This is a genomic window from Geoglobus acetivorans (genome assembly GCF_039641995.1).
Lineage (GTDB): Archaea > Halobacteriota > Archaeoglobi > Archaeoglobales > Archaeoglobaceae > Geoglobus > Geoglobus acetivorans.
The window spans coordinates 467,190-492,472 of record NZ_CP087714.1 but is presented as its reverse complement, the minus strand read 5'-3'; the positions used below and the strand labels follow the sequence as shown (position 1 = coordinate 492,472).

Below are 25,283 nucleotides of genomic sequence, written 5' to 3'. Positions count from 1 at the left end.
CAAAAGTGTAGGTAGTTGGGGGGCAGACAATATGAATTTTTTGATTGTCCCGCAGTAAATTTTTAAAAAATTTTAATTTTTTAGATTTATGGGTGCTATCGATTTATTCTCCTGTGCCTTTTAACCTCTTCAACAATTTCCGGAAGAATTTCTCCAGCCTTTCCGTGAATCACAATGTCGAAAACCACATCCGCCTGAGTTTCATCAGCATTTATCATTATCAAAGTCGCCCCCGCCTCTCTCGCATAAAGGGGAAGATACGCAGCAGGATAAACCACCAGAGATGACCCGACAACCATGAATACGTCAGCCTGCCTGCTTTCCGCAATTGCCTGGTTGAGCGTGTCAGATGGGAGCGGTTCTCCAAAAAGAACTACTCTCGGTTTCAGATAATGGCTGCCGCATTCGCATTTCACCTCTTCATCTCTGATGAGCATTTCCTCAATATCGTCCCAGTGATATGTAGCTCCACAGTCCAGACAGTCGACCTTCTCCATCGAGCCATGGAGTTCAAGGACTCTCTTGCTCCCGGCCCTCTGGTGAAGCACATCCACATTCTGAGTTATAACGGCCCTCACAATCCCCATTTCCTCAAGTTCAGCGATGGCAAAGTGAGCGGGATTCGGTTCAGCTTTCCTCTTCACCATCAGTTCCTTTGAAAATTCCCAGAATGCCTTAGGGTTTCTCTTAAAACCCTGAATTGATGCTACCTCTTCCGGATCATATTTCGTCCAGAGTCCATCATGACCTCTGAAGGTTGGGACTCCGCTCTCAGCGGAGACGCCCGCCCCTGTAAACACAACCGCATGGCTGGCATTTGCGATTGCTTCGGCTGCCTTTCTGATTCGATCCTCCATACTGCAATTTTACAGGATTGATAATTTAACATTTCCTACTTGGATGCTGCAAAAAGTGCCATCCGCTCTCTCACAAGCATTCCGAGCTTTTCCTCCCCCACCATGTCAAGCTCTTCATCGGCAATTTCATAAAATTCCTTTAATCTGCTGATCTTTTCTTCATCCATCTGAAGCACCTGCCCTTCTCTGAAACCATGTTTCCTGAGCAATTCGGAACAATCATTCAGATCGACAACAATTACTCTGTTCTCTCCTTCACCCACACCAATTTTAACTGCTCTGTTTATCTGTCTCGTTGCAGAAATGTGGAGCAGAATTTCCATTGATAAAGACCTCGATATCCTCTTTCCCTCCTGCCAGGACTTCAGGGCCTTATTCACTGCAAACCCAAGAGATTCGATATCCACAACATAGTCCGCATTCACAAGCACGCAGCCGTCAGGGAGCTTTTTCAGGAATTCCTTCACGTTCTCTATGTAAATCTCTCCCTGATACAGCCTCATAACACCCTCGTCACGGATTCCATCCTGATGCCCCTGTCGCTTATATCGTATCTGAATATTGTCTTCGGAACGAGCGTCCTCTTCAGCTTTACAATCTTCAGTCTCCTCTGTATTTCGGTTTCAGCCTCCCTAATGCTGAGTTCAATGACGCCATCAACAACCTGTTTCACAGCAGTCTCGAATTCCATATTGAACATGCCCTTGGTGAAAATAATCATGTGCACAGCTTCATTCCTCTTGGCGCTTATTTTCATTGACTCGATAAGACCCAAAACAGACTTTCTGTCATAATTCTCGGCAAAGTAGGAGAGAGAGTTCAGAACGACCCTGCTGTAATTCCTGGATGTTTCCGTGATCACCTTGTTGTAGGGGTCACCAGAGAGGGTGAGGCTCTCCCTTACTCCAAGCGCTCCCACCCTTGCACTCAGGAAATCCATAAACTTTACTTTCTCGAATTCATCATCACCGATACCAAGATACAGCTTCATACTATCCCTGATATCATCAGCAGTATCGTTGGTTGCTATGTAGAGAGATTGCTCACCTTTTTTGATGCCATCGTGTACAAAGTGATAGGAATAGATTTCAGCACCTGCACCTGGATCCTCAATAAAGAGGATCACGCTTCCGGCTGGAAATCCGCCGCCAAGTTGAGAATCAAGGTTCAGTATTCCAGTGGAAACTCGCTTCATCACACCACCCTCAAATTTTGATGTTAAAATAAATTTATAAACATTTCCTGCAAAAAATTCCTGATGGAGCTTAAATATAACAGTGACGGATTGATCCCGGTAATCGCTCAGGATGCAGACAGTAAAGAAGTGCTGATGCTGGCGTATGCCAATGAAGAGGCAATTAAAAAAACGGTGGAAACCAGAAAAGCCCATTACTATAGCAGAAGCAGAAAAAAACTCTGGATGAAAGGTGAGGAATCTGGAAACATCCAGGAAGTTGTTGAAATTAAAGTTGACTGTGATGGAGATGCAGTCCTGTATCTGGTAAAGCAGAGGGGGGTTGCATGCCACACTGGCAGTTATTCATGCTTTTTCAGAAAACTGGAGGGTTTGTAGATGAAATACGTGGTTGATACGAGCGTTGTGATAGATGGAAGAATATCGAGGATGCTTGAAAATAACGAGCTTAAAGGCACGATAATTATTCCCGAAGCTGTCATCGCCGAGCTGGAGGCGCAGGCAAACTTCGGGAAGATGACAGGTTTTCAGGGCCTCGAAGAGATAAGAAAAATCAGAGAGCTTGCCGAGAACCTCGGCCATCGTGTTCTTTTTCTGGGCGAGAGGCCGGGTATCGAGCATGTAAGGCTCGCCAGAGGAGGAGAGATAGACAATCTGATACGAAAGGTTGCGGAGGAGGAAAACGCCACGCTGATAACTGGAGACAGGATTCAGTATCTTGTTGCAGTCTCAAAAGGCATCCAGGCAATCTATCTCGGCAAGGAAAGAATAAGGCCCGAAGAAGCCAGAATTATGAGGTTCTTTACAGAGGATACCGCAAGCGTCCATCTGAGGGAAGGCGTTCCGGCCTACGCAAAGAGAGGCAGGATAGGTCAGCTCGAGCTTGTGAAGATAACGGACGAGCCCCTGACTCTTGAAGAGCTTAAAGCAATAGCCCACGAGATAATCGAGGCTGCATCCCAGGACGAGGACAGCAGCATAGAGATTGAGCGAAAGGGTGTTACGGTCATCCAGCTCAGAGACCTCAGGATAGCGATTGCCGAAAGACCTTTTTCGGACAGGATGGAAATCACTGCCGTGAGACCAATAGCAAAGGCATCCATTGACGATTACGGCATAAGTGAGGAACTAAAGAAGAGAATAATCGAGAGGCAGAGGGGAATTCTGATTTCGGGCCCTCCAGGAGCAGGGAAGTCAACCTTCGCTGCAAGTGTTGCTAACTACCTGATGGAGAACGGATACATGGTAAAGACCATGGAGAGCCCGAGAGATCTGATGGTAAGGGATGAAATCACCCAGTATGCACCACTCGAAGAGGACATGAGCCTCACGGCTGATGTTCTGCTCCTTGTGAGACCGGACTACACAATATACGATGAAGTTAGAAAAACGTCCGACTTTCAGGTTTTCGCTGACATGCGTCTGGCAGGAGTGGGTATGATCGGTGTTACGCATGCCACACGGCCAATAGACGCAATACAGAGGATGATAGGAAGGGTTGAGCTTGGTATCATCCCCCAGGTTGTAGATACGGTGATTTTCATTGATGCAGGAAAGGTTGAGAAGGTTTACGAACTCAGGTTCACAGTTAAGGTGCCGTTCGGAATGACAGAGGCAGACCTCGCAAGACCGGTTATAGAGGTCATAGACTTTGAGTCAAAGAGGGTTGAATTCGAGATGTACACCTACGGAGAACAGGTAGTCGTAATGCCGGTCGAGGAAAGTCAGCAGGAAAACAGACTCTTAGTTTATGCGATCGAAAGCAGGATTGCAGAACTGGTTTCGACTTTCGAAATTGTACCGGTGAGCGACAGAAAGGCGGTTGTCAGGGTGCCTGAGGACGAGGTTCCACACCTTATAGGAAGAAAGGGGAAGAGAATCAGAATGATTGAAGAAGAACTCGGAATCAGCATCGATGTCGAGCCTCTCAAAGCGGAAAGGAAAAATGTGATGGAAACTGTTGTTGACGAGAAGGGGAAGCACTACGTCATTCTTGCAGAGGGGCTTGAGGGAAAGCAGGTGGACGTTTACGCAGGAGACAAATACCTCTTCACGGCAGAAGTTGGGAGACGTGGAGTCATAAGGGTTCGAAAGGACAGAGAGGCTGGAAAGGAGATTAAGCTCGCCCTGGCAAAAGGAGAAACAATAAGGTTGAGATACTGATGAAGGACCGGCTCAGCATTTCGGTTTTCTTTTTGCTCACAGCGTTCCTAGCATTGTACATTGCACCGTACTACTCATCCGCAGGAATGCAGGCTTTCGAGGACACATCCGACGTTGCAAATTCGGTTTACTACATCCTGATGATACTCGGCTTTACAGCCATCGTCATCGTGCTCATAAAATTCAGAAAAGAGCTGCTAAAACCGCTGTTTTACCTGCTCATCCTGATAACCTACTTCTACGCATTCATGCCGTTCATAGGAATTATCTCAGCAATACCATCTATCATTCTCCTGTACCTGCTAGCAAAAACCAAACACTGGATGGTCGTGAACATCTCCGCACTTCTCATAGCCTCGGCAGTCACGGCGATATTCGGCATAAGTCTCGAGCCGATCCCGGTAATAGTTCTCCTCGCATTGCTCGCTGCATACGATTACATCGCAGTCCACAAAACCAGGCACATGCTAACCCTCGCCGACAGCGTTTCTGAGATGAAGATTCCGGTTGTTTTCATCATTCCCGGGAAAGACAGAGATGCGATAATGGGCGTTGGCGATGCAGTCATGCCAAACATTCTTGCAGTATCAGCATTGACATTCAACTCCTCCCCTGTTCAGGCACTGCTCACAGTGATATTCGGCTATGCGGGACTTTTGGTACTGCTGAGAATAGTTGAGACAAGAAAAGAGGCTCAGCCAGGCCTCCCCATACTGAATGCATCAGCCATTCTCGGATTTCTTCTTGGATTTCTCTTCTGCCATTGATTTTATCAAACCAAGGAGTTCATCAACCCCTTCCCCCGATAATGTCGATACGGCAAGCCTGTCCCTCTTCCCATGCAGATCCGCCTTGCTGTAGATTTCAATAACAGGGACGTCAAACTGGTCCCTAATCTCGTAGAGCAGGTTCATCTGCTTATCAACCTCATACCCGCATGATTCTGTCGGATCGATAACGAAAATTACCGCATCGGCCAGATACCTCAGAGCGAGGATTGCCCTTCTCTCAATCCGGTTCCTTCTCTCCATGGGCCTGTCAAGCAAACCCGGAGTATCTATGACCTGAATTCTGAGGCCATCTGCATCAATAAAACCAACGTTGATTTTCTTTGTGGTAAAGGGATAGCTTGCTATTTCCGGTTTAACAGTGGATATGGCCGAGATGATGCTGGACTTGCCGACGTTGGGATAACCTGCAAAAACAGCAGTAAAATCGCCGCTCAATGTGGGGATCTCCCTCATTCTGTTCTTGGCATCGTTCAAAAACCTGAGAGCATCATCCACCTGTTCGATTATCGAAGCTATTCTCCCGTAAACCTCCTTAAGAACCCTGTCAGGATCGTTACCACCCTTTATTCTTCTTATCCCTTTTGATATTACTTTCTGAGTCATGGTGTTGGCCCAGCTCAGCGCTGCGAGACTCTTCTTCAGTCTCCGTATTCCTACCACCACATCAACCATTTCCCTGTAAAAGTCATCCAGATTGTCATAAGACGGGTGAGAGCTGACTATTCTTTCAAAATAATTATCGAGAACGTTTGAAATCGTTGAAAGCTTGTTCAATGCCTTTTCCCTGCTATTTCTACCGCTAACCTTCGACGCTCTCCTGAACGCTTTATCTATCAGCTCATCGGCAGTGAGCACAGTTGGTAGCCTTCTCGGGTTGAAACTCATTCCAGAGATTATTGCGGTGAGAGGTTTTAAAATCTATCCCTCCCTCATAAAAATGCTGGAAAAATATATAAACTATCCAGTAGTCCGATTAGCAAGGAGGGATAGATAATGGACCTCGAGCTTACGCAGATACAGAAGGACATACTGTATGCCCTTGTGACCATCTACAAGAACAAGGGAGGCGGTAGCGTAAAGGGTGAAGAGATAGCAGAGCTGATAAACAGAAATCCCGGGACCGTCAGGAACCAGATGCAGGCACTCAGGTCACTGGGCCTTGTCGAGGGAGTTCCAGGGCCAAAGGGGGGATACAGGCCCACATCAAAAGCATACGAGCTGCTATCGATAACAAAATACGACGAGGCCGTTAAAGTTCCCGTTTTAATTAACGGAGAGATTCAGGAAGACCTTTCCGCTGAGGAAATCATATTTCCAACACTGAGCCATCCCAAGGTCTGCCAGGCAAGAATAAGAATACTCGGAAACATCAGGAAGATTTCTCCAAACGACAGAATTGTTGTAGGTCCAACGCCGGTAAACGAGCTGCTCGTTTATGGAAAGGTTGTCGGGAGAGATGACACCGAAAACATGGTCGTAATAGACATCGAGAAAATCGTCGCCCTGCCAAAGGACAAGGTGGGAGAACACATGTCAACGCCAATCATAACAGTTAATGCAGAAGAGATCGTCAAAAACGCTGCAAAAATGCTCGCAGAAAGAGGCATCTACTGCATGCCGGTAGTCAAGGAAGGAGAGTTCGTGGGAATTTTCACACTCGACCACGTTGCGAAGGCAGTTGCAGAGAACAAAGTCGACGGAGAGGTCAGAGAGGTCATGAGACCGAAGATTGTCTCAGTTGAAAAGGACATCTCGGTTGGTGAGGCTCTGAGAATCATGAACGACGAGGACGTGAGAATACTCGTCGTGAAGGATGCCGGAAAGGCTGTAGGAGTCATAACCGACCAGAAAATCCTGAGACTGATTGCACCCGAACACATGGGTTCCCATCAGTAGTGCAATTCTGTTTTATCTTTTTCAATTTGCGGCTGAGTTTCCGCTCTGTTTTGTGTAGTGGTTGTAAACGGCCGTGAGGAATGCTGCAAGCATGGGTGAAATGAAGAAACCGGTTACACCTGCTGCAAGACCCCCTCCGAGAAACGAGAGCATTAAAACGAGAGGATGTATCTTTGAAGTGTATCCAACAAAGTACGGCCTCAATATGAGTTCAGGAATGATGTAAAGAAATACACTGCCTATGGCAAGGAACCATGCTGCTTTAACCCAGTCTATGAATACAAGATAAAGGGTCAGCGGCAGGATTACCATCCACTCTGCAAACACGGGGATTAAAGCGGCAAGAAACATCAGACCGCTGAGAAGGGGCACGTAAGGAATTCCAAACGCCATGAAATACGGTATGCTCACAATGCCCATCAGCAGGGCGAACAGGAAGTTCCCAAACCAGAGGTTCATCAGCACGCTATCGAATTCTTCGAAGAAGTCTCCAACCTCCTTTTCCGGAAAAACCCGGTCTATGATTTTCCGTGTAACTGTCTTTCCATCGATTATAACATAAAAACACACAATGGTGGAGATCAGGAAATTCATGACGAAGAAAATGAATTTGGTTGTTACGCTGAACGCCAGATCACCTATCTTCGTGTTGAACACCGCAACAAACTGGTTAAGTGCTGGACGCACGGTTTTGGATATCTCAGGATCGAGGCTGTTCAGATAGGAGTTCAGGATGGCCACATACGTCTCCAGGTTCTTCATGACCACTATAAGCTCAGTCACGCCCTGAAAGACTCCGTAGGCAAAAAAGAGCAGAAGGGGCAGAGAAATTATCATCGTGGAGAGAAACGCGGAAATAACCTCACCCACTCTCCTGCTCAGTCTGGTGTGGAGGGGTCTGACCGCATAGGCCAATGCGACACCCATCAGTATTCCATCAAGAATGGGCGAAAGGAGATAGATAAATGCAAACACCAGTATGATGAGTGAAAAAATCAGTATGAGCCTATTTCTTTCCATGCCGAAGTTTAAGGTGTTTTATGTATAATACTGTTTTCCTTATGATACCCGAAATGTGGTTCATCTCGTACTTGCTCATTCCCGCCCTGCCAAAGGCTCTCTTCAGGACCACGGTGGACTTGTCAATCCTGTGCTTTGGATACCACACCTCATTCATCAGCTCTCTGAAGTAAGCAACGAGAATGTCCACGTCCTTCTGAGTGGCCGGCTCAAGTTCCTGCCCGGCCTCAATCCCAGACAGCTCATACAGGATGACTGCCGCAGCATGACTGACGTTCATGACCGGGTATTCCTCACTCGTGGGTATGCTGACCACAGCATTGCAGAGCCGAATCTCATCATCTAAGAGCCCGAAGTCTTCCCTGCCGAAAAGAATTGCAGAATTGCCAGTTATGATCTCCTTCAGTTCACCAGGTGTTACGGTTTTCCGAATATAGCTCCCGATGTTTCTGCTCCTTATTCCCGTTGTCGCCACCACAAGACTCTTTCCCGAAAGATACTCTTCAAGGCTGTCGATAACGGTGGCGTTGTCTATGATGTCCTTGGCGTGGGAGGCTGTGATGTAGCTTTCTCTCGTTACGTGGCAGTTGTAGAGGACCAGATTTTTGAATCCAAAATTTTTCATAACTCTGGCTATGAAGCCAATGTTTTCAGGTATTTTAAGCTCGACAAGAACAATGTCGATCATAGAAACATTCTGGCAAGCTTAAATGCAAGCTTCAGATGCTCTTCCGCACCGTCCACCGGCTCATCGTGTCCGGGATACATTACCTCAACGTCAAGCTCTGACAGCCTTTTAAGAGAGTTTACCAGGTCGTAGGCGCTCCCTCCGGGAAAATCCACCCTTCCAAAACCCCCATTAGGAAAAGCAGTATCCCCTGTGAAGATTATTCTCTCCAGCTCATCATACAGACAGATGCTCCCGGGTGTGTGTCCGGGGGTGTGCAGGACTTCCAGCTTCAATTTTCCAAGGTTTATCAGCTCCCCATCCCTCAAAAGCCTGTCAGCTTCAAATGGTGGAAAATCCACTCCGAAAAACGAGGCGCTGAAATTGTTCGTCTTCACAAATTCGTATTCCTTTTCATGAATCAAAACTTCTGCCCCGCTTACTTTCTTTAAATCGGCGGTAGCAGAGGCGTGATCAAAATGAGTGTGGGTGAGAATGATGTAGTCCAGACTTTTAATGTCAATTTTGCTGGAGACAGCATTTATTATAAAAGCAGAGTCCCCTCCGGGATCGACTAAAGCAATCTTTTCGTCCTTAATAAGATAGGCATTGGCCCCAAGAGGGGGAGTTAAAATTCTCTCAATCATACAAGCTCCTGCACTTCAATCTCAACGCTCTCAACGTCGTCAATGGCCTGAATGCTCTCAATCAGCGTATCTCCAATTCCCTCGGTGTCGGGCATCACAACAACAACTATCAGAGCCTTGAGACCGAATGCGATAGGCTGTATTCCGAAGTCAGTTATCTCAACTTCATCCGGCTTCGCATGCGATACCTTCTCCTTGAGCTGCTCCAGATCCACTTCAACGCCCTTGGGCATTACCCTGAGTTTCATGAACACCCTACCCATGCGTTACCACCTCATGGCCCCTCAAAACCGCAGTTTTCACACACATACGAGTTCGCAAGCCTCCTGCATTTTTTGCATCTGTAAACCATTTCACCGCATGATGGACATGGAAACGCGACATAGTTCGTCCCTACAAGATTCGCATTGCAGGTTACACATTTGTATATTTCCATTTCATCACCTCCCGATTATTCTGGTGCCTTTAGCTTCCCCTTTCATTATATAATCTTTTACCCTTCCCTCAACGAGGCCGTTGCATATAAACATGTCTCTCCCGTATTCCCTCAGAAGCTTTGGAGAATAGCTGTCAACACAGGTCTCACGGCTCAGCTCGCTGGCAGCTATGCTTTCCACAAGCCTTCCATCCATGTACACTCCATCCACGTCCGTGACCTTTACAATGTCCTCAGCCCCTATTTTCTCCGCCACCCACACGGCAATGCTGTCAGATGTTACTTCCCAGCTGTGTGGCAGATCATCGTGCTTTCTGAGCAGAATGTATGGAAGAAGAATCCTGACGCCCCTGACATCGAAATCGAAGTTTTCAGGCTCTATAACTTCCGCATACCGTGAAAGGTAGTATCCGTAAACGTTCATTCCGGCAATTGCCATCCAGTGGGCACTTTCATCATCGGTCTCAAGCTTTCTCACCATGTCCGCAAAAATCCACCCTCCAGGGACGATGAGAATGTTCTTCCCGGAATTTTTCAGCTCCCAGATTATCCTTCCGGCAGTCTCTGAAACACTACCTCCAAGTTTAACCACTATCATCCAGCTCCACCAGCCTGGCCATCGCAAAAGCAGGGAAGATGTCCGACACCTCACCGTACCTCTCCCGAAGCGACACGTACTCCATTTCTGCCAGTTCTGCCGCCTCTTCAAGCAGTACTTCACCTATTCCACAACCTATGGCCGTTTCGATCCCGTAGAGGTTTCTCTTCTGCTCAAACGCCTTTGCAACCCTTGAAACCATTTCATCTCTGATTTCCCCTGCAAGTCCTATAACGTAATCCTCCCCAACCTCATGAAGATCTGCACACACCTGTCTCGCAAGCCTCTGCATGCACTCTGCGGAGCTTTTACCCCGCCCATCAGGTGTTTCGCACGAGTAAGCAGTCTCGTCAATGAGCCCGAGAACAAGCATCGCATCACCTGTTATCGAGAAAAACTCTGATGAACAGTTTCTCTTTACAAGGAAAGACGAGGGCGTTCTCAGCATTCCAAAATACAGAAGTTCTTTCCTGTCCAGCCTCTCAAAGTCTGTTTTACCGGCAAGAATTTTTCCATCCTTCACTGGAATCAGATCGGTTGTTGTGGATCCCATATCGGCAAAAATGAAGTCTGCAAACTCCTCTGAGAGAAATTTCACACTTGCCACCCAGTTGTTTGCCGCAAAGTTTTCAGGATTGTCGATTTCCCTTTTAAGGTTTCCATCGAGATCGATAAACACGACATCATCAAAGGCTTCTCTAACTGCATTTGTGATGTACACAACACCTTCAGCCTTGCTTGAAAAAGAGTCCGCAAGCTCACCCGTCAAAACCACTCCGACCCTGCCCTCAAGGCCCAGTCCTTTCAAAAAATCTCCGAGCTCCTTCCACCTCTGCCACATCGGGAAATAGCAGATTCTGCTACTGCCGTCATAAACCTTGATGTTGGCTCCTCCAATGTCTATTCCGCTATATGAAGTCTTCAAGGCTCACACCTCTGAATTCGAACGTTTCAAAATCCCTTGCAAGAGGGTAGCTGTTGGTCACGGGATAAAAGTGTCCCACATGCACAAACAGGGTTTTTCTGGCGTTGAGCTTTTTAGCCATGGCTTTGGCCTCTCCGGCATTCATGTGCTTCCTGAGCCTGTATCCTTCGGGGGCAATGGCATCAATGAGGAGAAGGTCGGGATTTCTCATCCTTTCCAAGCTCTCCTTCGGTATGTTCGAGTTGGTATCTCCGGTGATTACAATCTTGCTGCCCCCGTATCTTATCACAAGCCCGTGTGCCCTCCTCAGGGGTGGATGGGTAACATCCACAAGCTCAATTTCCATGCCAAACAGATTAAAGCTCTTGTAAGACTCAACCTGCCTTTCCCTGTATTTCATGAAGAACATGAACCTTCCAACATCCTCAAGAACCTCCCCACTGCTGTAAACATTCACACCGCTCTGAACCCTGTAAAAATCCCCAAATCCTGCAAAGTGATCGTAATGGGCATGAGTCCATATAACTGCATCCACTGAATCCACGTTGGCCTTCAAAAGCTGTCGCCTCATGTCCGGAGAGGTATCAATCAGAAGGTTTTTTCCTTCATTCTGAATCAAAATAGAAAATCTCAACCTCTCCCATCCATTCTTTCTCGCATTCTCACACGTTTTGCAGTGACAGCCCACCACAGGTGTTCCCGGTGAGTCTCCCGTTCCAAGTACAGTCAGCTTCATATCAGTAGGAGTTCTTGAGTTTCAGTCTTTCCTTCACATCTTCAACAGCCTTCAGCAGGTCATCCATTGTGAGGTTCTTCCTCCCTTCCAGAAGTGCCGAAAGCACAGCTTCCCTCACAATAAGCTTGACCTCAGAGCCTGTAAAGCCATCGGTCTCCCTGACCAGCCTTCCAATATCATAGTCTCCAGGAATTTTGCTGAGAGAGATTTCAAAGATTCTCTTCCTGACACTTTCAGAGGGTTCCGGAAACTCGACGATCTTGTCAAACCTCCTCCACACTGCGGCGTCCAGCAAACTTGGATGGTTCGTTGCGGCTATGAGCAGAACCCCGTCCTCAACCAGATTTATTTCGTCAATGGACTTAAGCAGGGTGTTTACTGCTCTCTTAACGGCCGCATGCTCGTCGCTTGTCCTCGTCTTCGCCACATAATCAAACTCGTCAATGAAGAGTATACAGGGTGAGAGTCGCTTTGCAATCTCAAAGACCTTTTCAATGTTCTTTGATGTCTCTCCGAGGAACTGACTTGTAATCATCGAAAGCTTAACCTCCACAAGGGGGAGAAAAAGCTTTTTGCTCAGCGACCTTGCAGTTGTTGTCTTTCCGGTACCTGGCGGACCGATAAAGAGGAGTTTTCCAATCTCCTTCAGCCCAACATTTCTCAGCCACTCCCGTTCTTCCATGGCAATTTCTATTTTCCGGATTTCCTTCACCTGATAATCTTCAAGGACTACATCACTTACGTCATCATCTATTTCCTCCGGAGAGAAAATCCTGACAAGGCTGAGCATTTCTGCTGTCGCTTCATCTCTGCTAAGCTCCTCAATAACACCTTTGAGCCATTCTGCATCGCTGTGCTTTGGCTGTATGTGCTTTCTCGCATCTTCATAAGAAATGTTGAGCGAATCGTAATTTTCGAAGTAATACGCAAGGACCGGATTTCTCTTTATAAATTCAATTCCGTTCTTGGCCATCCATCTTGCAGCAATTTCGAATGATGTCAGCTTGATCTGCTTGTTGAAAGCGTTAACATCCACAAAGGGAAGCTTTTTCAGCTCTTTTTCATTGTAACCAGCATAATTCCTCACAGTGGATTCTTTTATAACAAGGGGTCGCTTTATACCGCCATTCGAGTAAAGAATCTTTCTTATTTCCTTCGGAATATCGTCCTCACTAAGAGCATCATACTTATTGAATATCTCTGCTGTGAGCAGAAGTTCGACTGCCTTAACTAACATCACTGCCACCTCCGCAATCCCGGACATTAATCCGGATGGATTTTTAATCCTTTTGTTTCGACCCATCGACAATGTCGAAAGATATGCCCTCCTCAATGAGAGTCCTGACAAGGTCTTCCATTACTGACTCGGTAACGACGGCGATGACACCACTCCCGTGATGCGATGCTTCGATGCAGACGTTTTTCGCTCCAAAAAATATTGGCTCAACTCCAGCCTTCCTGCAGGTTACAAGCGCCTCCAGGCCCATGGCAACAACGACGTGCCTTCTTTTCCCCTTTATCAGTTTCTCGAGATGTTCAACGTCAGCAGCTCTGCTGCCGCCCCTTTCCACCATCGGAACCTTGAATATCACTACCTCTCCTTTCTGAGGGGGTGTGAATGCACCTGTTGGCTTCACCAGGACTTCCTCCCCCTCCTCTGCATCCCCTGTTGCAACACCATTACCTGTTTCGCTCTTTCTGACATACACAAATCCATCTTCAAACCAGTACTCGACAGTGTCCCCTTCCTTTATACCCTCCCTTGCAAGGGCAAGCACAGAAGAGGAGTAAATCTTGCTTATCAGGTCTTCCGTAAACATGTGAAGATCAAACAGATTCCTGTTGAGCCAGTCCTTCCCCTTTTCAGTTACGACATAATACCCCTTGTGGACGACATTGATCAGCTCCTCAGATACGAGTTCCTTGAAGTGTTCGGAAACAGCCTGGGGAGTGATGCTGAGTTTCTTCGCAATGTCCCTCTGATTGCACTCCGGATTTCTCATTAGTTCCGCCAGTATTAGAAGTTTGACCGTTTCTCTTCTGCTAAGCAGAACCTTCATCTCCAATACGATGGTGTGAAGAGCTATTAAAAGCTTCCTAAAAGCTTCCTGTTGTATGCCAACTGAATTCAACACATAGCTTATTTTTCTTGCCATTTGTATAAATACGAACCCAGACTTATTAATGATAAATAAAGCTTTTATAGCCTATGATGATGATAAAATATGGTGGTGCTTGATGCACAAGGAAGAGCTTGTATTTCTGCATCTGACGCTGTTTCATGTCAAGAGATTTTTGGAAGAGGCCGGTTTGAGCAACGGTTATTTCAGAGAGTACGAAGACATGGGTGTTCAGCCTGTACATATCCACAAAAGCAAAAACGACCACAAAAAAGCGATATTTCTCCTGTGTAAGGGGCTTAATGAGATGTTGGGAGAGAGAAGCCATTCAGACCTGCTCGCCAACCCGAGACTTAGAGAGGTCATCAGCCTTGTCGAGGTCCAGGTTCATTAGATAAGCTGCCTCTCCATCGCTGTAATACGACTCAAGATAACCAGCGACCTCAAAACCAAATTTTTTGTACAGGTTCTGGGCAGGAACGTTTGACTCACGAACCTCAAGGAGAATTTTTCTCATGCCTCTCTTTTTTGCCCTTTGAATTGCCTCTCTGAGAAGTATTTTCCCTATGCCTCTCCTCCTGAACTCCTTCTTTACTGCTATGGACATGATTTTGGCTTCTTCATTCCTGTAAGAGAGGACGACATACCCCACCACCATGCTGCCCATATCCGCAACAATAATCTCGCTGCCATACGCAAGGTACACGAAGAGGTCGTAGGTGGGGTTTCTGGTGTTGAATGACTCGGCATCAATTCGTATTATGTCCGATGAATCCCTCGCCTCAAACGGACGGATCAGTATTGAATACACAGAAGCCATTATATGTATTTGATATATAAGCTGAACTGTGATTGATCTCGCCGAGTACATTGCGATGATGGGCGTGAAAAAGGTCGCAGAGGTGGGTATCGGGAACCACTTCGCAATTTCAAAAAAACTGGAGGAGCAGGGGATACAGGTTGTAAAAACAGACCTGAAAAAGACCGCAGAGGACGTGATTCCCGATGATGTGTGCAACCCGGATTTATCGAAGTATGAGGGCGTGGAGCTCGTTTACTCCGTCAGACCACCGTATGAAATTCAGACGTGTATTCTCAGGCTTGGAAATGCTCTGAAATGCAATGTCATAATCCTACCCCTTAAAAACGAAATTGTTGAAGGAGGGAGGCTTGTAAACCACAAATCTGCGAGATTCTACGTTTTCACTCCACAAGACTCTCAAGAGACGCCGGGGCATTGGCAAACTCCCTGAGGAATTCATACTCCGTTATGTGAAGGGTCCTGGCAAGAACAACTATGGAGTGCAGCGGTTTCCCAAAGTCGTGATCCCCGAGCCTGTAGAATTTGTCGCATACAACAAGACCATCTTCAGACCCGACTCTCGCCACCCCGACTGCAAAGTGGTCCAGAGTTCCATCGTCCACATTCTCAAGGATGCTTACTGCCTCCGCAATTGTCATCGGCTCCGGATTTAAATCAAGTAGAAGGAGTGTGTGTGCATTTATCGAGAGGTTGTCCCTGACAACGTCCAGCGGTGCCCTGGACACGATTCCCCTGTAAGGGTAGCTCACTGTTGCGGTTTTTCCGAACCTGTAAACGTGCAGTCCGGTGACTCCTGCAATTGCAGAAACTATGCTGGCGTTGTGGATCACTCTCACCTCCACACCCTTTTTCTTAGCCTCGAATACCACGCTCGAATGCGTCGTGGCAATCATCGGGTCCCCCGGAACTAGCACGACCACGTCATGCTCCCTGGCCTCATCCACAAGCTTCCTGCTTTCTTCCTCAAGATGCTTCCTTTCAAGAATCTCTATCTCCCTCCCAAAAACCCTTTCAAGTCTGTCCAGAGAGACTGTTAACCGAGAGGTGTAAAATTCAGCATAAACTCTGTCGGCCCTTTTCACGGCTTCAAGGCCCTTCAGGGTGATGTCTCTCTCATCACACAGCCCGAGTCCAACGAAGGTCAGCATCGTTCAAACTATGCAGGCCATTAAAAAGATTTTTCGAGGTCTAATTTTAACGCAACTGCAGCAGTTCCAGAACCTATAAACTTTCAATCCCTTAAAGGTCTGATTTTAACTGGAGAGGATCAGTAAGGCAATATTGAGGGACTACCTTTCAATCCCTTAAAGGTCTGATTTTAACTGGAGAGGATCAGTAAGGCAATATTGAGGGACTACCTTTCAATCCCTTAAAGGTCTGATTTTAACGATAATGTCTGGTACACTGGAAGCTTTGAGGGAATAATCTTTCAATCCCTTAAAGGTCTGATTTTAACTGAGTTAAGGTCCGTTGCATCTACTATCGTGCCTGCCTTTCAATCCCTTAAAGGTCTGATTTTAACATCTCGGGTGGGATGAAGAACGCCTCGAGAACTCCCCTTTCAATCCCTTAAAGGTCTGATTTTAACTCTTCTATTGTCTGACTGTCTGACAAAGGTTTATATCTTTCAATCCCTTAAAGGTCTGATTTTAACGCTTTTGCCGATATTGATATATGCGTTTGCGAGGATCTTTCAATCCCTTAAAGGTCTGATTTTAACAGAGGGATTCGTCGGAGCTGAGATTGAACAGGTGATTCCTTTCAATCCCTTAAAGGTCTGATTTTAACAGGCTTCCTGATCATCCAGTGGATCAGACAGTAACTTCTTTCAATCCCTTAAAGGTCTGATTTTAACATCCACTTGCTAAGACCGTTAAGGCTGTTGGTGAGGTCTTTCAATCCCTTAAAGGTCTGATTTTAACATCCACTTGCTAAGACCGTTAAGGCTGTTGGTGAGGTCTTTCAATCCCTTAAAGGTCTGATTTTAACATCCACTTGCTAAGACCGTTAAGGCTGTTGGTGAGGTCTTTCAATCCCTTAAAGGTCTGATTTTAACATCCACTTGCTAAGACCGTTAAGGCTGTTGGTGAGGTCTTTCAATCCCTTAAAGGTCTGATTTTAACATCCACTTGCTAAGACCGTTAAGGCTGTTGGTGAGGTCTTTCAATCCCTTAAAGGTCTGATTTTAACATCCACTTGCTAAGACCGTTAAGGCTGTTGGTGAGGTCTTTCAATCCCTTAAAGGTCTGATTTTAACTATGATCCGGCCACACCGAACACATACATTATATCTCACTTTCAATCCCTTAAAGGTCTGATTTCAACAGTGTTGAAGGCATTCAGGTGATGGTAATGGGATATTCCTTTCAATCCCTTAAAGGTCTGATTTCAACATTGTATATCAGATCTTCGAGGTCAATGTGCTCTCTTTCTTTCAATCCCTTAAAGGTCTGATTTCAACAGAATGAACGAAAAGCTCATTGAAGCATACAGGCTTTACCTTTCAATCCCTTAAAGGTCTGATTTCAACCGTAACTCTGCTCTCGCTGAACGAGATTTCAATATCGCCTTTCAATCCCTTAAAGGTCTGATTTCAACTTCAATTTCTCATTAGTGATCATATCGAGCGTTATCCTTTCAATCCCTTAAAGGTCTGATTTCAACATATTTGTTCAAATTAAATATATACTTAACCTTTCATAACTTTCAATCCCTTAAAGGTCTGATTTCAACTCCCTAAAAAAGTATATTTTGTTGTGGATGTAGGTAATCTTTCAATCCCTTAAAGGTCTGATTTCAACCTCCGGTAATATTCCCCCAAATTCCTTTAAAAAGCTTTCTTCTCGCTTCTTTCATTTAAATACTGCAGCGAACCCCCAGTGATGCAGGTCATTTATAACGTCATGCGACTTTTATTCATGGGTTTGTTTTTGAATTCGGGTTATTTAGAAGGTTCTATTCTGAAACTGATTAATTCTGTCTGGGGAGAGAAGGGAGATAAAAATAATCTGGCCCGAATTCTGGAAAGAAGGAAGTGAAAATTAAAAGGTTTTACTATAAAAATGATGGATTAAAAGATTTGCGACGTCACCAGATGGCCCCATTCCGGAAGTGGAGGGGTAGAAAAAGAGTAAATTGAAAACAGGGGAAAATCCTCAGGGAAAGACTGATAGCAGAGTTGAAAAAATAAATCCTACAGCATCATCAACTCATTAAACTGCACTTGAAAATTCAAGTTTGAAAAATCTTTTATTTTTCAAAAGCCATTCTGATTAAATGATAGACGAGATGTACATCAGAGGTGTGCAGGTGAACTACTACTTTGTCTGCAAAACAAAGCTCTGGCTCTTCAGTCACAATGTGAGCATGGAAAGGGAGAGCGATGCGGTGAAGCTCGGAAAGCTCATCCACAGGAGCGTTTTTGACAGGGATGAAAAGGAGGTCAGGATTGGCCCGATAGCGATTGATGCCGTAAGGAAGGGTGACGTGGTTGAGATACGGGAGGTTAAGAAGAGCAGGGCATTCGAGAAGGCCAGCCACTATCAGCTTCTCTACTACCTCTACTACCTGTCGAGATTTGGAATAAAGGCCGTTGGAAAGCTGAGCTTTCCGAAACAGAAGAAAAGCGTGGATGTCGTGCTGGATGGGAATGCGGTCAGAGAGATCGAGAGAGTTCTGGAGGAGATTCCCAGTATTGTTGAGGGCGAAATGCCCGATCCAGAGTACAGGCCCCACTGCAGAAAATGCGCCTATTTCGAGTTCTGCTTCACGTGAGGGGTTGAGATGAGGAAGAAGAATTTCTACATAGTTTCGGACGGAAAGCTCAAGAGGAGGGAAAACACGATCTACTTCGAAAATGAGGAGGGAAGAAGGCCTATCCCCATCAGTGCAATATACGCCATCTACGCCCTCGGTTCCCTGACCGTCACATCCAGGGCACTCTCGTATCTGGCAAAAGAAGGAATATGCGTCCACTTCTTCAACAGGTACGGCATTTACGAGGGATCGTTTTACCCGAGGAAAAGTCTCGTCTCCGGAGAGGTTGTGGTGAGGCAGGCGGAGCATTACCTCGACGACGGGAAAAGGCTCTACCTTGCCAGGGCCTTTGTCGAAGGGAGCATAATGAACATGGCAAGGGTGCTGAGAAAGAGTGGAGAGGATGACAGCGAGGTTATCTCTGCACTGCAGACCCTTGCCGATGCCGAAGGGATCGACGAGGTTATGGGTGCAGAGGCCACGGCAAGGAGCGCCTACTACTCGAAATTCGATTCCATCCTGCAGGAGATGAAGTTCGAGAGGAGGAGCAGGCAGCCTCCTGAGAATGAGGTTAATGCGATGATCAGCTTCGGCAACTCGCTGCTGTATTCTGCCGTTCTATCCGAAATCTACCACACCCAGCTCCACCCGGCGATAAGCTTCCTGCACGAACCCTTAGAGAGGAGGTTCAGCCTCGCGCTGGACATAGCTGAGCTGTTCAAACCCGTGATAGTGGACAGGCTGATATTCAACCTTGTCAACAGGAAGGTTGTGACAGAGGGCGACTTCGACGACCGCTTCAATGGAGTCCTGCTGAACGAGAACGGCAGAAAGAAGTTCGTCAAAGCGTTCAACGAGAGGCTTGAAAAGACGGTGAAGCACAGGAAGCTGAAAAGGAGTGTTTCCTATCAGAGATTGATGAGGCTGGAGTGTTACAAACTCGTCAAGCATGTTCTCAACGCCGAAAAATACAGGCCGTTCGTGATGTGGTGGTAGAATGTACGTGATCGTAGCCTACGACGTGAACGTGGACAGGGTGAACAGGGTGAAGAAGTTTCTCAGGCAGCACTTAAACTGGGTTCAGAACTCGCTTTTCGAGGGAGAGGTTACTCCCGCAGACCTCGAGGAGATAAGGATGGGGCTGAAAAAGATAATAGATGAGGACGAGGACATGATCGTGATTTACAGGCTGAGGAGTGCTGATGCGATGAAGAGGGAGGTTATTGGTGTGGAGAAGAGCAGCATGGATGAGGTGATCTGACTGAATTACTATCATAGCTTAGTAAATTATATATTTCACCACAGCGATAAATTAACTGTTATGGCAATAGTAAAGGTCACGAGAAATTCCCAGATAACCATACCAAAAGAAGTTCGAGAAAAGGTTGGAATAAAAGAGGGAGATAGAGTAGATGTCACTGTGGAGGGAGACAAGGTCGTGATAAGGAAAATTGAGATGGAGGAGATAACAGACTTCCTCCCAAGAGATTTTGAGGAAACTATGAATAAAATGAGAAAAGATTCGAGAGACAGATTAAGGGAACTCGGTGTAATTCCATGAAGGTTAGCTTAGATACAAGTGTGATAGTAGAGATAGAGCGCGGAAAAGTCAACATCAGGCACTTCATCCATCACGATGTGTTTATTAGCTCTGTCGTTGCTGCTGAGATATTTACCGGAACCCATTTGAGAACAGATAGAAAAGCCGCGACAAGCAAGGCGAGAAGGCTCTTTTCACTATTCGAAGTGGTCCCTCTGGATATGAAAATAGCGGAAATTACAGGTAAAATAAACGCGTATTTGGTCTCAAACGGCATGCCCGTGGATTTTGAGGATTCAGTCATTGCTGCAACATTCATACATAAAAAAGGAGATATCCTTGTGACCAACAACCTGAAGCACTTCAGAAGAATCCCAGAGATCTCTGACAGAGTCGTGAGTGTGGAAGATTTTATAAAGGAGACAGAGATTTGACGAGAGAATCGCAGAAAAATTCCTACCGAGTGTCGGCAGTAAAAAATTCCGGTGAGACAGAATAGGCTGCCACGAAAGTTACGAAGAGAAACTCAGGGCTATTGAGAGGGGCAGAAGGCTGAGGGAAATTTTGAAGGGTGAGCAGTAGCGATTCGCCAGATTCCGTGATTGAAGTTCTCCCAACACTCCATGCGGTAAAATAGGAACACATACAATACAGCAATACAAATATGGGCATCAATAAGTGTCAGAATAGATGACGAGCTGATTGAGAATGCAAAGCCTGGATTTCGTGAGGCACATAAGGGAATTCTGATAGGACTTGAGGATTACTTCCCGCTCAAGTAAATTTCAACAAACTCCTCAGGAGTTAGAATTTTCAGTTCGTCATGTTTGATTCCTTTGTCCCCGGTTATAAGGATGGACTTGCTGAGAATAGCCGTTGCGACCACTATGGCATCGGGAAGCTTCAATCCTCCAGCCCTGATTCTCGCAGCCAGGTCTGCAATTTCAGCATTAAGCTCTCTCAGCCTGTATTTAGCAACAACATGGTCTAAAAATCTCTTCGCTCCTATCTCTTCACCATTTCTGTAAAAACCCACCAGAACCTCTGCAACAACAACAGAAGGAACAACAACCTCAAATGCTCCGGTTTCACCGTGATCCAGTATCAGCTCGCAAAACTCATGCCTCTCCTCACGATTCTTCACCGCAATGAATACGTTCGTATCGAGACACACCCTGAGCTTTTTCCCGTTCGGTTCCATCAAATCACTCCCATTCATCTCTCAGCCTTCTCTGGAATTCAACACTGCTTTCCCCAACAGGCTTTCCAGCTTTCAGAATCTCCGTGAGCTTCTCACCAACGGTCTCGATGTATACTCTACCACCCTCTTCCCTGAAAACAACAACATCTCCCGGCTTGATCCTCAGCTTTTCTCTTATCTCTTTTGGGATTACAACCTGTCCTTTTTTGCTGAGTTTGCTTGTTAGCATACTTTATGGTAGGAATGTTTTACTTTTAAGTTTTACCTCAGATTATGTATGCTTCATCTGTATCCCTTTTACGATCAAACCCGGTTTCGTAGCTGTATGGATATCTGCAAATCCAGTACATGCATTCGGCTCTCCCTTTAAGAAGCGATAGCAGTATAGAAGTTTTCAATACCTTTTTTTCAGAAATTAGAGCAAAATATAATAAATGTCATGAGTATATTCCAATTAACACCTCTTCAGGCTCGGTATTCAGCTTAGCCATAAGTTCATCAAGCCCGTATTCGTGAATCAGCTCAATTTCGTCTTTCTTCAAGTCTAAAACATAGTATCCCTTGAACTTTCCCAGCCTGTTCATGCTGTAAAGCCGTTCGAAATAGTAAAACGGAACGTTGATGGAGAATCTGTAGAGCCTGTCCTTAATTGCCCATTTATCCGGAATCCCGGTTTGCTCAGAAATCTTATCCCATGTCAAATCCTCGCTCCTCTCTACAATCCCTGCAAGCTTTCTGTCCTGTTCATCGCCATACTGCTCCATAATCTTCGGAATCACGACTTGGAATCCAGCTATGTTTCTGAAAAGTTTTTGGGCTTGATACTTCTTTTCAACATAGAAATAATCAAGAAACTCAAGATTTCTGACCACTTCTTCAATATACATTTCAGTTATGGTTTTTCCATCAGCAGCTTTGTTAAATATCTCTTCTATCATCTTCCGTTCAAGCCCATAGTCCAGTAACCCATTCTCGTGTTTCCTTAAAACCTCAAGTGTCTCGTGAAGCAGAATTTTATTCACCTCTCCACTGTAAACTGCTCTTGTCCCCTTGTCGAAATCTCCCGATTTGCTCTCAGTTTTAAACACGTAAATGTTTGGAGATTCATCCTCATATTCTTCCCCCTCACGATTTCTCCAAACTCTCCCCCACCTCTGTATCTGGCTGTCTATTGGAGAGAGTTCTGTTATCATGGCATCAAAATCCAGATCCACGGAAGCTTCGATTATCTGTGTTGAAACGACAATAACATTTTTTCCAGCTTTCAAATCGTCATTAATCAGTTTTATTCTCGCTGATTTTTCATTCTCAACAATTCTTGAGTGTAGCAGATAGACTGAGTCTCTGTCCTTTTCCAGCTCTTTGTAAACAGCTATGGCTTTACTGACATTGTTTAGAACGACAAAAATGCTCTTTTTGCCCGAATCGAAGATATTGTTAATCAGCTTACTGAGTTCATCAGGGACTAACGATATTCCTCCATTCTCGGAATATCTTAAGAGAGGATTATCCAAAACTTTAACCCTGTGTCTCGTAATATTGTAATTTTTCACTATGTCTCTGAATTTAGAAGTGTCAATCTGCCTTAAACTCCTCAACCTAAATCTTTCAATAGTTTTCCTTTGCTTTTCATTCAGATTAAACTTGTTTAAATCGGAGTATCCAAAAAACGGTTCAAAATATGGTGGTAGTGTGGCTGTCATAACGAGAATGCTTCCACCGAGATCCTCCACAATTTTTAACGTTTTCAGGAGTATGGCTGCCATTTCCGGATTGTAATTCTGGATTTCATCCAGTATCACCGCAGTATGAGGAAATACCGAAACCACCTTGTCGGAGCCGTAATAGTTTAGCGAAGCAAGAAATACCTGGTCAGGGGTTGAAAGAGTAACTGGAGCAGACAGTAGCTTTGACGAGTTCATTTTTTCTTCGACATTTGGCGGCATCCCAACCTGTTTTTCCTCCGAGAGATACTCGGTAAATGCAGTCGAATGTAGCAGGGCAACAAGATTGTGTCCATCTGGCGTTCCAACATACTCTAGAAATCTCCTGTAAAGGTCATTCAGAGCTACCCTCAGGGGCAGGGTGTACAGAATTTTCTTACCGGTTTTTTCACTCCAGAGCAGCGCAAACTCCGTCTTTCCCGATCCAGTTGGTGCGATTAGCACCGCAGAATTGCCACCCACATTCTTCAAAGCCTCAATTTGCCACCGCTCCCAGTTTTCCCTCTCCATCCTTTCAACAATCTTAGATACAACGGACTCATGAATATTCATTAATTTCTTTTTCGTAACCTCTATTTCCACCCCACCACTCGCCGAATAATCGCATCTGCGCAAGCACCCCAGAAAAACCATGAACTTATAATCTTCCGGTTTCGGGTTTTCATTGTCCATCTCATAGAATTCAGCAAAGACAATTAAATCCCCTTTTTCCTCTATCAGCTGCTTCAGCTCAAGCACTCTGTCCTTTGAGATTTTAATTCTCTTGAGCGATTTTTTAACCAACTCGTCGCTTAACTCCTCTGAGAGGTTATTAAAAAGTTCCATCAGGAACTGTTCAATTTCTTCCCAGTTCTCATCCATGAAGTTCAGATAATCTTTCACATCCTGCATATAGTTAAACACGATCTCGGCCAGATCCTTCTCGCCAACATAAAACTCGTTGTAATGGTGAAGCAAAACTGCTGTGCGTATTTTTTTAGTCCACTCATCGTTTTCCGGGAGCATCAGGCAGCACCATAACGCAGAAAGGAGCTCGTGCCGCATTCTGACTCCTCTCGTAATTCTCAGGAACTTTTCCAAGTCTTCTGGAAAGTCATCCTTTCTGTAAACATCTTTCTGGAATCTGTAATTAATCTTACCCAGATCGTGGAGGGAAGCAGCGAGAGCAAGTGATTCAAAGAATTTATCAGCATCCCTAATCTCAAGATTGTTTGCCTCCACGAATTTCTTCAACTCTTCAACTCTCTTGAGAGATTCGAGAATGTGGTCCGTTAACAGTGGCTTTTCATCCTCAGACTTTGCCCTGATCAGCTCCCAAAGCTTCACCATCACAACCACCCGAATTCAGAGATTATTCTGAACTTCTTCCCATTGATCTGGAACTCCTCATAGGTTATGCTTTCACTCAGTTTTACCACATAATCGAATCCAGTATAAACCACAGTGTCGAAGCTGACCTTTCGCTCAGTTTTTTTGGTTATTTCCGCCTTGTTTTTGACAGGAGTGCCATCATTCAGAAATAAAACACATACGGGTATTGAATAAACGGGATACTTCTGGTTCTTCATTGGAAATTCTTTCCTCTCGCCATTCTCATGCCTGATTTCTTTTCGGATGTACGTAGGATAGGTCAGCCAGAGGGATTTTTTAGCAGTATTTTCAACTCCATCTACGAACTCTGCTTTTTTCACAAACACAACATCCTCGCTTCTTCCAAGATATAGCACTTTGTTAGGTACATTCAGGGAACTCTCAATTTTTTCAAGAATCTCTTTATTTCCTCTGAGGAACACATGAATGTGTCCATTGAACAATTCCTGCTGATATACAGGAGTTCTTTGCGCAGTTATAGCTGAATGATATAAGGGATGCCAAGTTTTGCCCAAGGGATTTCTGTCATGCTTATTTATAAGTCCAACATCCCCTATAGCAATTTCCCCCTTTATCATCTGTTGATAATTCCAAAATACAGTCTCAAAACCACCGTGAATGCTGGTTTTCAGACTCCACCAGTTTTCAATGCCAAACTTATGCCCATAGAAATCATTAGTGGCATTTTGTAGCATGCCGATAAGAGTGGATTTCGGTGGCAATGGGTAGCTCTGAGCGTAATAAAAAGTAAATGGATTCCTGTATTGTGCAAATGGCTGAAATATCTCTATGTAAAGCGTTTTTTCTGACATAGGTC

The 25,283-nt window shown here is 45.4% G+C and carries 31 protein-coding genes and 1 CRISPR repeat array; of the genes, 11 read left to right on the top strand and 20 right to left on the bottom strand.

All coding sequences use genetic code 11. From position 1 onward, the window contains the following. Positions 1-95 precede the first annotated feature (95 nt). Genes cobB through LPQ35_RS02860 form a run of 3 tightly spaced genes read right to left on the bottom strand, consistent with a single transcriptional unit; the run spans position 96 to position 2,052 of the window. The gene (gene cobB / locus LPQ35_RS02870; protein WP_193806071.1) at positions 96-857 is read right to left on the bottom strand and encodes an NAD-dependent protein deacetylase; all 762 of its coding nucleotides are present in this window, start codon (positions 855-857) and stop codon (positions 96-98) included. Between the two features lie 35 nt (positions 858-892). After that, complete coding sequence (cgi121, locus tag LPQ35_RS02865) at positions 893-1,360, bottom strand: KEOPS complex subunit Cgi121 (RefSeq protein ID WP_193806073.1); 468 nt, start codon at positions 1,358-1,360, stop codon at positions 893-895. Further along, positions 1,357-2,052, bottom strand: a complete 696-nt coding sequence (locus LPQ35_RS02860) for an ATPase domain-containing protein (protein ID WP_193806075.1) — start codon at positions 2,050-2,052, stop codon at positions 1,357-1,359. The genes cgi121 and LPQ35_RS02860 overlap by 4 nt, the downstream gene beginning before the upstream one ends. 63 nt (positions 2,053-2,115) lie before the next feature. Between LPQ35_RS02860 and hisI the strand changes: the two genes are divergently transcribed. The 3 genes from hisI to LPQ35_RS02845 are packed head-to-tail and all read left to right on the top strand — an operon-like array spanning position 2,116 to position 4,982. Beyond that, positions 2,116-2,430: a phosphoribosyl-AMP cyclohydrolase gene (gene hisI, locus LPQ35_RS02855; protein WP_193806077.1), complete on the top strand. Its 315-nt coding sequence runs from the start codon at positions 2,116-2,118 to the stop codon at positions 2,428-2,430. Next, entirely contained in the window at positions 2,431-4,215 is a 1,785-nt protein-coding gene (locus LPQ35_RS02850; protein ID WP_193806080.1) for an ATPase, T2SS/T4P/T4SS family, read from the top strand. It abuts the gene before it with no gap. After that, on the top strand, positions 4,215-4,982 hold the full coding sequence (locus LPQ35_RS02845) for a presenilin family intramembrane aspartyl protease PSH (RefSeq protein ID WP_193806082.1): 768 nt from the start codon (positions 4,215-4,217) through the stop codon (positions 4,980-4,982). Before LPQ35_RS02850 ends, LPQ35_RS02845 begins: the two co-directional genes overlap by 1 nt. Here LPQ35_RS02845 and LPQ35_RS02840 read toward each other — a convergent pair. Continuing rightward, positions 4,938-5,891 (bottom strand): GTPase, encoded by a 954-nt coding sequence (locus LPQ35_RS02840; RefSeq protein WP_193806083.1) that lies wholly within the window; start codon positions 5,889-5,891, stop codon positions 4,938-4,940. The genes LPQ35_RS02845 and LPQ35_RS02840 overlap by 45 nt on opposite strands. A gap of 108 nt (positions 5,892-5,999) precedes the next feature. Between LPQ35_RS02840 and LPQ35_RS02835 the strand changes: the two genes are divergently transcribed. Then, a complete protein-coding gene (locus LPQ35_RS02835) occupies positions 6,000-6,902 on the top strand; it encodes a CBS domain-containing protein (RefSeq protein ID WP_193806084.1) in 903 nt (300 codons plus the stop codon). Between the two features lie 21 nt (positions 6,903-6,923). On the opposite strand, the gene LPQ35_RS02830 is transcribed toward LPQ35_RS02835, so the two are convergent. Genes LPQ35_RS02830 through LPQ35_RS02785 form a run of 10 tightly spaced genes read right to left on the bottom strand, consistent with a single transcriptional unit; the run spans position 6,924 to position 13,991 of the window. Continuing rightward, positions 6,924-7,922: an AI-2E family transporter gene (locus LPQ35_RS02830; protein WP_193806085.1), complete on the bottom strand. Its 999-nt coding sequence runs from the start codon at positions 7,920-7,922 to the stop codon at positions 6,924-6,926. After that, a complete protein-coding gene (locus tag LPQ35_RS02825) occupies positions 7,909-8,610 on the bottom strand; it encodes a TrmJ/YjtD family RNA methyltransferase (RefSeq protein WP_193806086.1) in 702 nt (233 codons plus the stop codon). Before LPQ35_RS02825 ends, LPQ35_RS02830 begins: the two co-directional genes overlap by 14 nt. Beyond that, positions 8,607-9,236: an MBL fold metallo-hydrolase gene (locus tag LPQ35_RS02820; protein ID WP_193806087.1), complete on the bottom strand. Its 630-nt coding sequence runs from the start codon at positions 9,234-9,236 to the stop codon at positions 8,607-8,609. Before LPQ35_RS02820 ends, LPQ35_RS02825 begins: the two co-directional genes overlap by 4 nt. Continuing rightward, positions 9,233-9,499, bottom strand: a complete 267-nt coding sequence (locus tag LPQ35_RS02815) for an elongation factor 1-beta (protein WP_193806088.1) — start codon at positions 9,497-9,499, stop codon at positions 9,233-9,235. Before LPQ35_RS02815 ends, LPQ35_RS02820 begins: the two co-directional genes overlap by 4 nt. Before the next feature lie 11 nt (positions 9,500-9,510). Then, positions 9,511-9,672 (bottom strand): zinc finger domain-containing protein, encoded by a 162-nt coding sequence (locus tag LPQ35_RS02810; protein WP_084063701.1) that lies wholly within the window; start codon positions 9,670-9,672, stop codon positions 9,511-9,513. A 4-nt stretch (positions 9,673-9,676) separates the two neighbouring features. Continuing rightward, complete coding sequence (locus LPQ35_RS02805; protein WP_193806090.1) at positions 9,677-10,270, bottom strand: uridylate kinase; 594 nt, start codon at positions 10,268-10,270, stop codon at positions 9,677-9,679. Then, positions 10,257-11,195 (bottom strand): hydantoinase/oxoprolinase family protein, encoded by a 939-nt coding sequence (locus LPQ35_RS02800; RefSeq protein WP_193806092.1) that lies wholly within the window; start codon positions 11,193-11,195, stop codon positions 10,257-10,259. The genes LPQ35_RS02805 and LPQ35_RS02800 overlap by 14 nt, the downstream gene beginning before the upstream one ends. Further along, positions 11,179-11,931, bottom strand: coding sequence for an MBL fold metallo-hydrolase (locus tag LPQ35_RS02795; RefSeq protein WP_193806094.1), 753 nt, complete (start codon positions 11,929-11,931; stop codon positions 11,179-11,181). Before LPQ35_RS02795 ends, LPQ35_RS02800 begins: the two co-directional genes overlap by 17 nt. Before the next feature lies 1 nt (position 11,932). Then, positions 11,933-13,168 carry an ATP-binding protein gene (locus LPQ35_RS02790; protein ID WP_346297675.1) on the bottom strand — a complete coding sequence of 412 codons (1,236 nt, stop codon included), beginning with the start codon at positions 13,166-13,168 and terminating at the stop codon, positions 11,933-11,935. Positions 13,169-13,211: 43 nt separating this feature from the next. Further along, positions 13,212-13,991 carry a winged helix-turn-helix transcriptional regulator gene (locus LPQ35_RS02785; protein WP_193806099.1) on the bottom strand — a complete coding sequence of 260 codons (780 nt, stop codon included), beginning with the start codon at positions 13,989-13,991 and terminating at the stop codon, positions 13,212-13,214. Positions 13,992-14,169: 178 nt separating this feature from the next. On the opposite strand from LPQ35_RS02785, the gene LPQ35_RS02780 reads away from it, so the two are divergent. Continuing rightward, a complete protein-coding gene (locus LPQ35_RS02780; RefSeq protein ID WP_193806101.1) occupies positions 14,170-14,445 on the top strand; it encodes a UPF0058 family protein in 276 nt (91 codons plus the stop codon). Here LPQ35_RS02780 and rimI read toward each other — a convergent pair. After that, entirely contained in the window at positions 14,380-14,871 is a 492-nt protein-coding gene (gene rimI / locus LPQ35_RS02775; RefSeq protein ID WP_193806103.1) for a ribosomal protein S18-alanine N-acetyltransferase, read from the bottom strand. The genes LPQ35_RS02780 and rimI overlap by 66 nt on opposite strands. Positions 14,872-14,899: 28 nt before the next feature. On the opposite strand from rimI, the gene LPQ35_RS02770 reads away from it, so the two are divergent. Then, positions 14,900-15,304, top strand: coding sequence for a UPF0146 family protein (locus tag LPQ35_RS02770; RefSeq protein ID WP_193806105.1), 405 nt, complete (start codon positions 14,900-14,902; stop codon positions 15,302-15,304). Here LPQ35_RS02770 and dph5 read toward each other — a convergent pair. Beyond that, a complete protein-coding gene (dph5, locus tag LPQ35_RS02765; RefSeq protein WP_193806107.1) occupies positions 15,255-16,022 on the bottom strand; it encodes a diphthine synthase in 768 nt (255 codons plus the stop codon). The genes LPQ35_RS02770 and dph5 overlap by 50 nt on opposite strands. Before the next feature lie 80 nt (positions 16,023-16,102). Continuing rightward, a CRISPR array of direct repeats spans positions 16,103-17,675; the repeat unit is 30 nt; unit sequence CTTTCAATCCCTTAAAGGTCTGATTTCAAC. Between the two features lie 475 nt (positions 17,676-18,150). On the opposite strand from dph5, the gene cas4 reads away from it, so the two are divergent. The 5 genes from cas4 to LPQ35_RS02740 are packed head-to-tail and all read left to right on the top strand — an operon-like array spanning position 18,151 to position 20,604. After that, the gene (cas4, locus tag LPQ35_RS02760) at positions 18,151-18,648 is read left to right on the top strand and encodes a CRISPR-associated protein Cas4 (protein WP_193806110.1); all 498 of its coding nucleotides are present in this window, start codon (positions 18,151-18,153) and stop codon (positions 18,646-18,648) included. 9 nt (positions 18,649-18,657) lie between these two features. Further along, entirely contained in the window at positions 18,658-19,626 is a 969-nt protein-coding gene (gene cas1b / locus LPQ35_RS02755; RefSeq protein ID WP_193806112.1) for a type I-B CRISPR-associated endonuclease Cas1b, read from the top strand. Position 19,627: 1 nt separating this feature from the next. After that, the gene (gene cas2, locus LPQ35_RS02750) at positions 19,628-19,891 is read left to right on the top strand and encodes a CRISPR-associated endonuclease Cas2 (protein ID WP_193806114.1); all 264 of its coding nucleotides are present in this window, start codon (positions 19,628-19,630) and stop codon (positions 19,889-19,891) included. Positions 19,892-19,951: 60 nt separating this feature from the next. Further along, the gene (locus tag LPQ35_RS02745) at positions 19,952-20,191 is read left to right on the top strand and encodes an AbrB/MazE/SpoVT family DNA-binding domain-containing protein (protein ID WP_193806116.1); all 240 of its coding nucleotides are present in this window, start codon (positions 19,952-19,954) and stop codon (positions 20,189-20,191) included. Then, positions 20,188-20,604 carry a PIN domain-containing protein gene (locus tag LPQ35_RS02740; RefSeq protein ID WP_193806118.1) on the top strand — a complete coding sequence of 139 codons (417 nt, stop codon included), beginning with the start codon at positions 20,188-20,190 and terminating at the stop codon, positions 20,602-20,604. The genes LPQ35_RS02745 and LPQ35_RS02740 overlap by 4 nt, the downstream gene beginning before the upstream one ends. A 329-nt stretch (positions 20,605-20,933) precedes the next feature. Here LPQ35_RS02740 and LPQ35_RS02735 read toward each other — a convergent pair whose 3' ends face one another. The 4 genes from LPQ35_RS02735 to cas5 all read right to left on the bottom strand — a co-directional run bounded on the left by LPQ35_RS02735 (position 20,934) and on the right by cas5 (position 25,278). Beyond that, entirely contained in the window at positions 20,934-21,371 is a 438-nt protein-coding gene (locus tag LPQ35_RS02735; RefSeq protein ID WP_193806121.1) for a PIN domain-containing protein, read from the bottom strand. Between the two features lie 4 nt (positions 21,372-21,375). Then, positions 21,376-21,600, bottom strand: coding sequence for an AbrB/MazE/SpoVT family DNA-binding domain-containing protein (locus LPQ35_RS02730; RefSeq protein ID WP_193806123.1), 225 nt, complete (start codon positions 21,598-21,600; stop codon positions 21,376-21,378). A 208-nt stretch (positions 21,601-21,808) separates the two neighbouring features. Continuing rightward, entirely contained in the window at positions 21,809-24,424 is a 2,616-nt protein-coding gene (gene cas3 / locus LPQ35_RS02725; RefSeq protein ID WP_193806126.1) for a CRISPR-associated helicase Cas3', read from the bottom strand. Beyond that, positions 24,424-25,278 (bottom strand): CRISPR-associated protein Cas5, encoded by an 855-nt coding sequence (cas5, locus tag LPQ35_RS02720; protein ID WP_193806128.1) that lies wholly within the window; start codon positions 25,276-25,278, stop codon positions 24,424-24,426. Before cas5 ends, cas3 begins: the two co-directional genes overlap by 1 nt. Between the last annotated feature and the right edge of the window lie 5 nt (positions 25,279-25,283).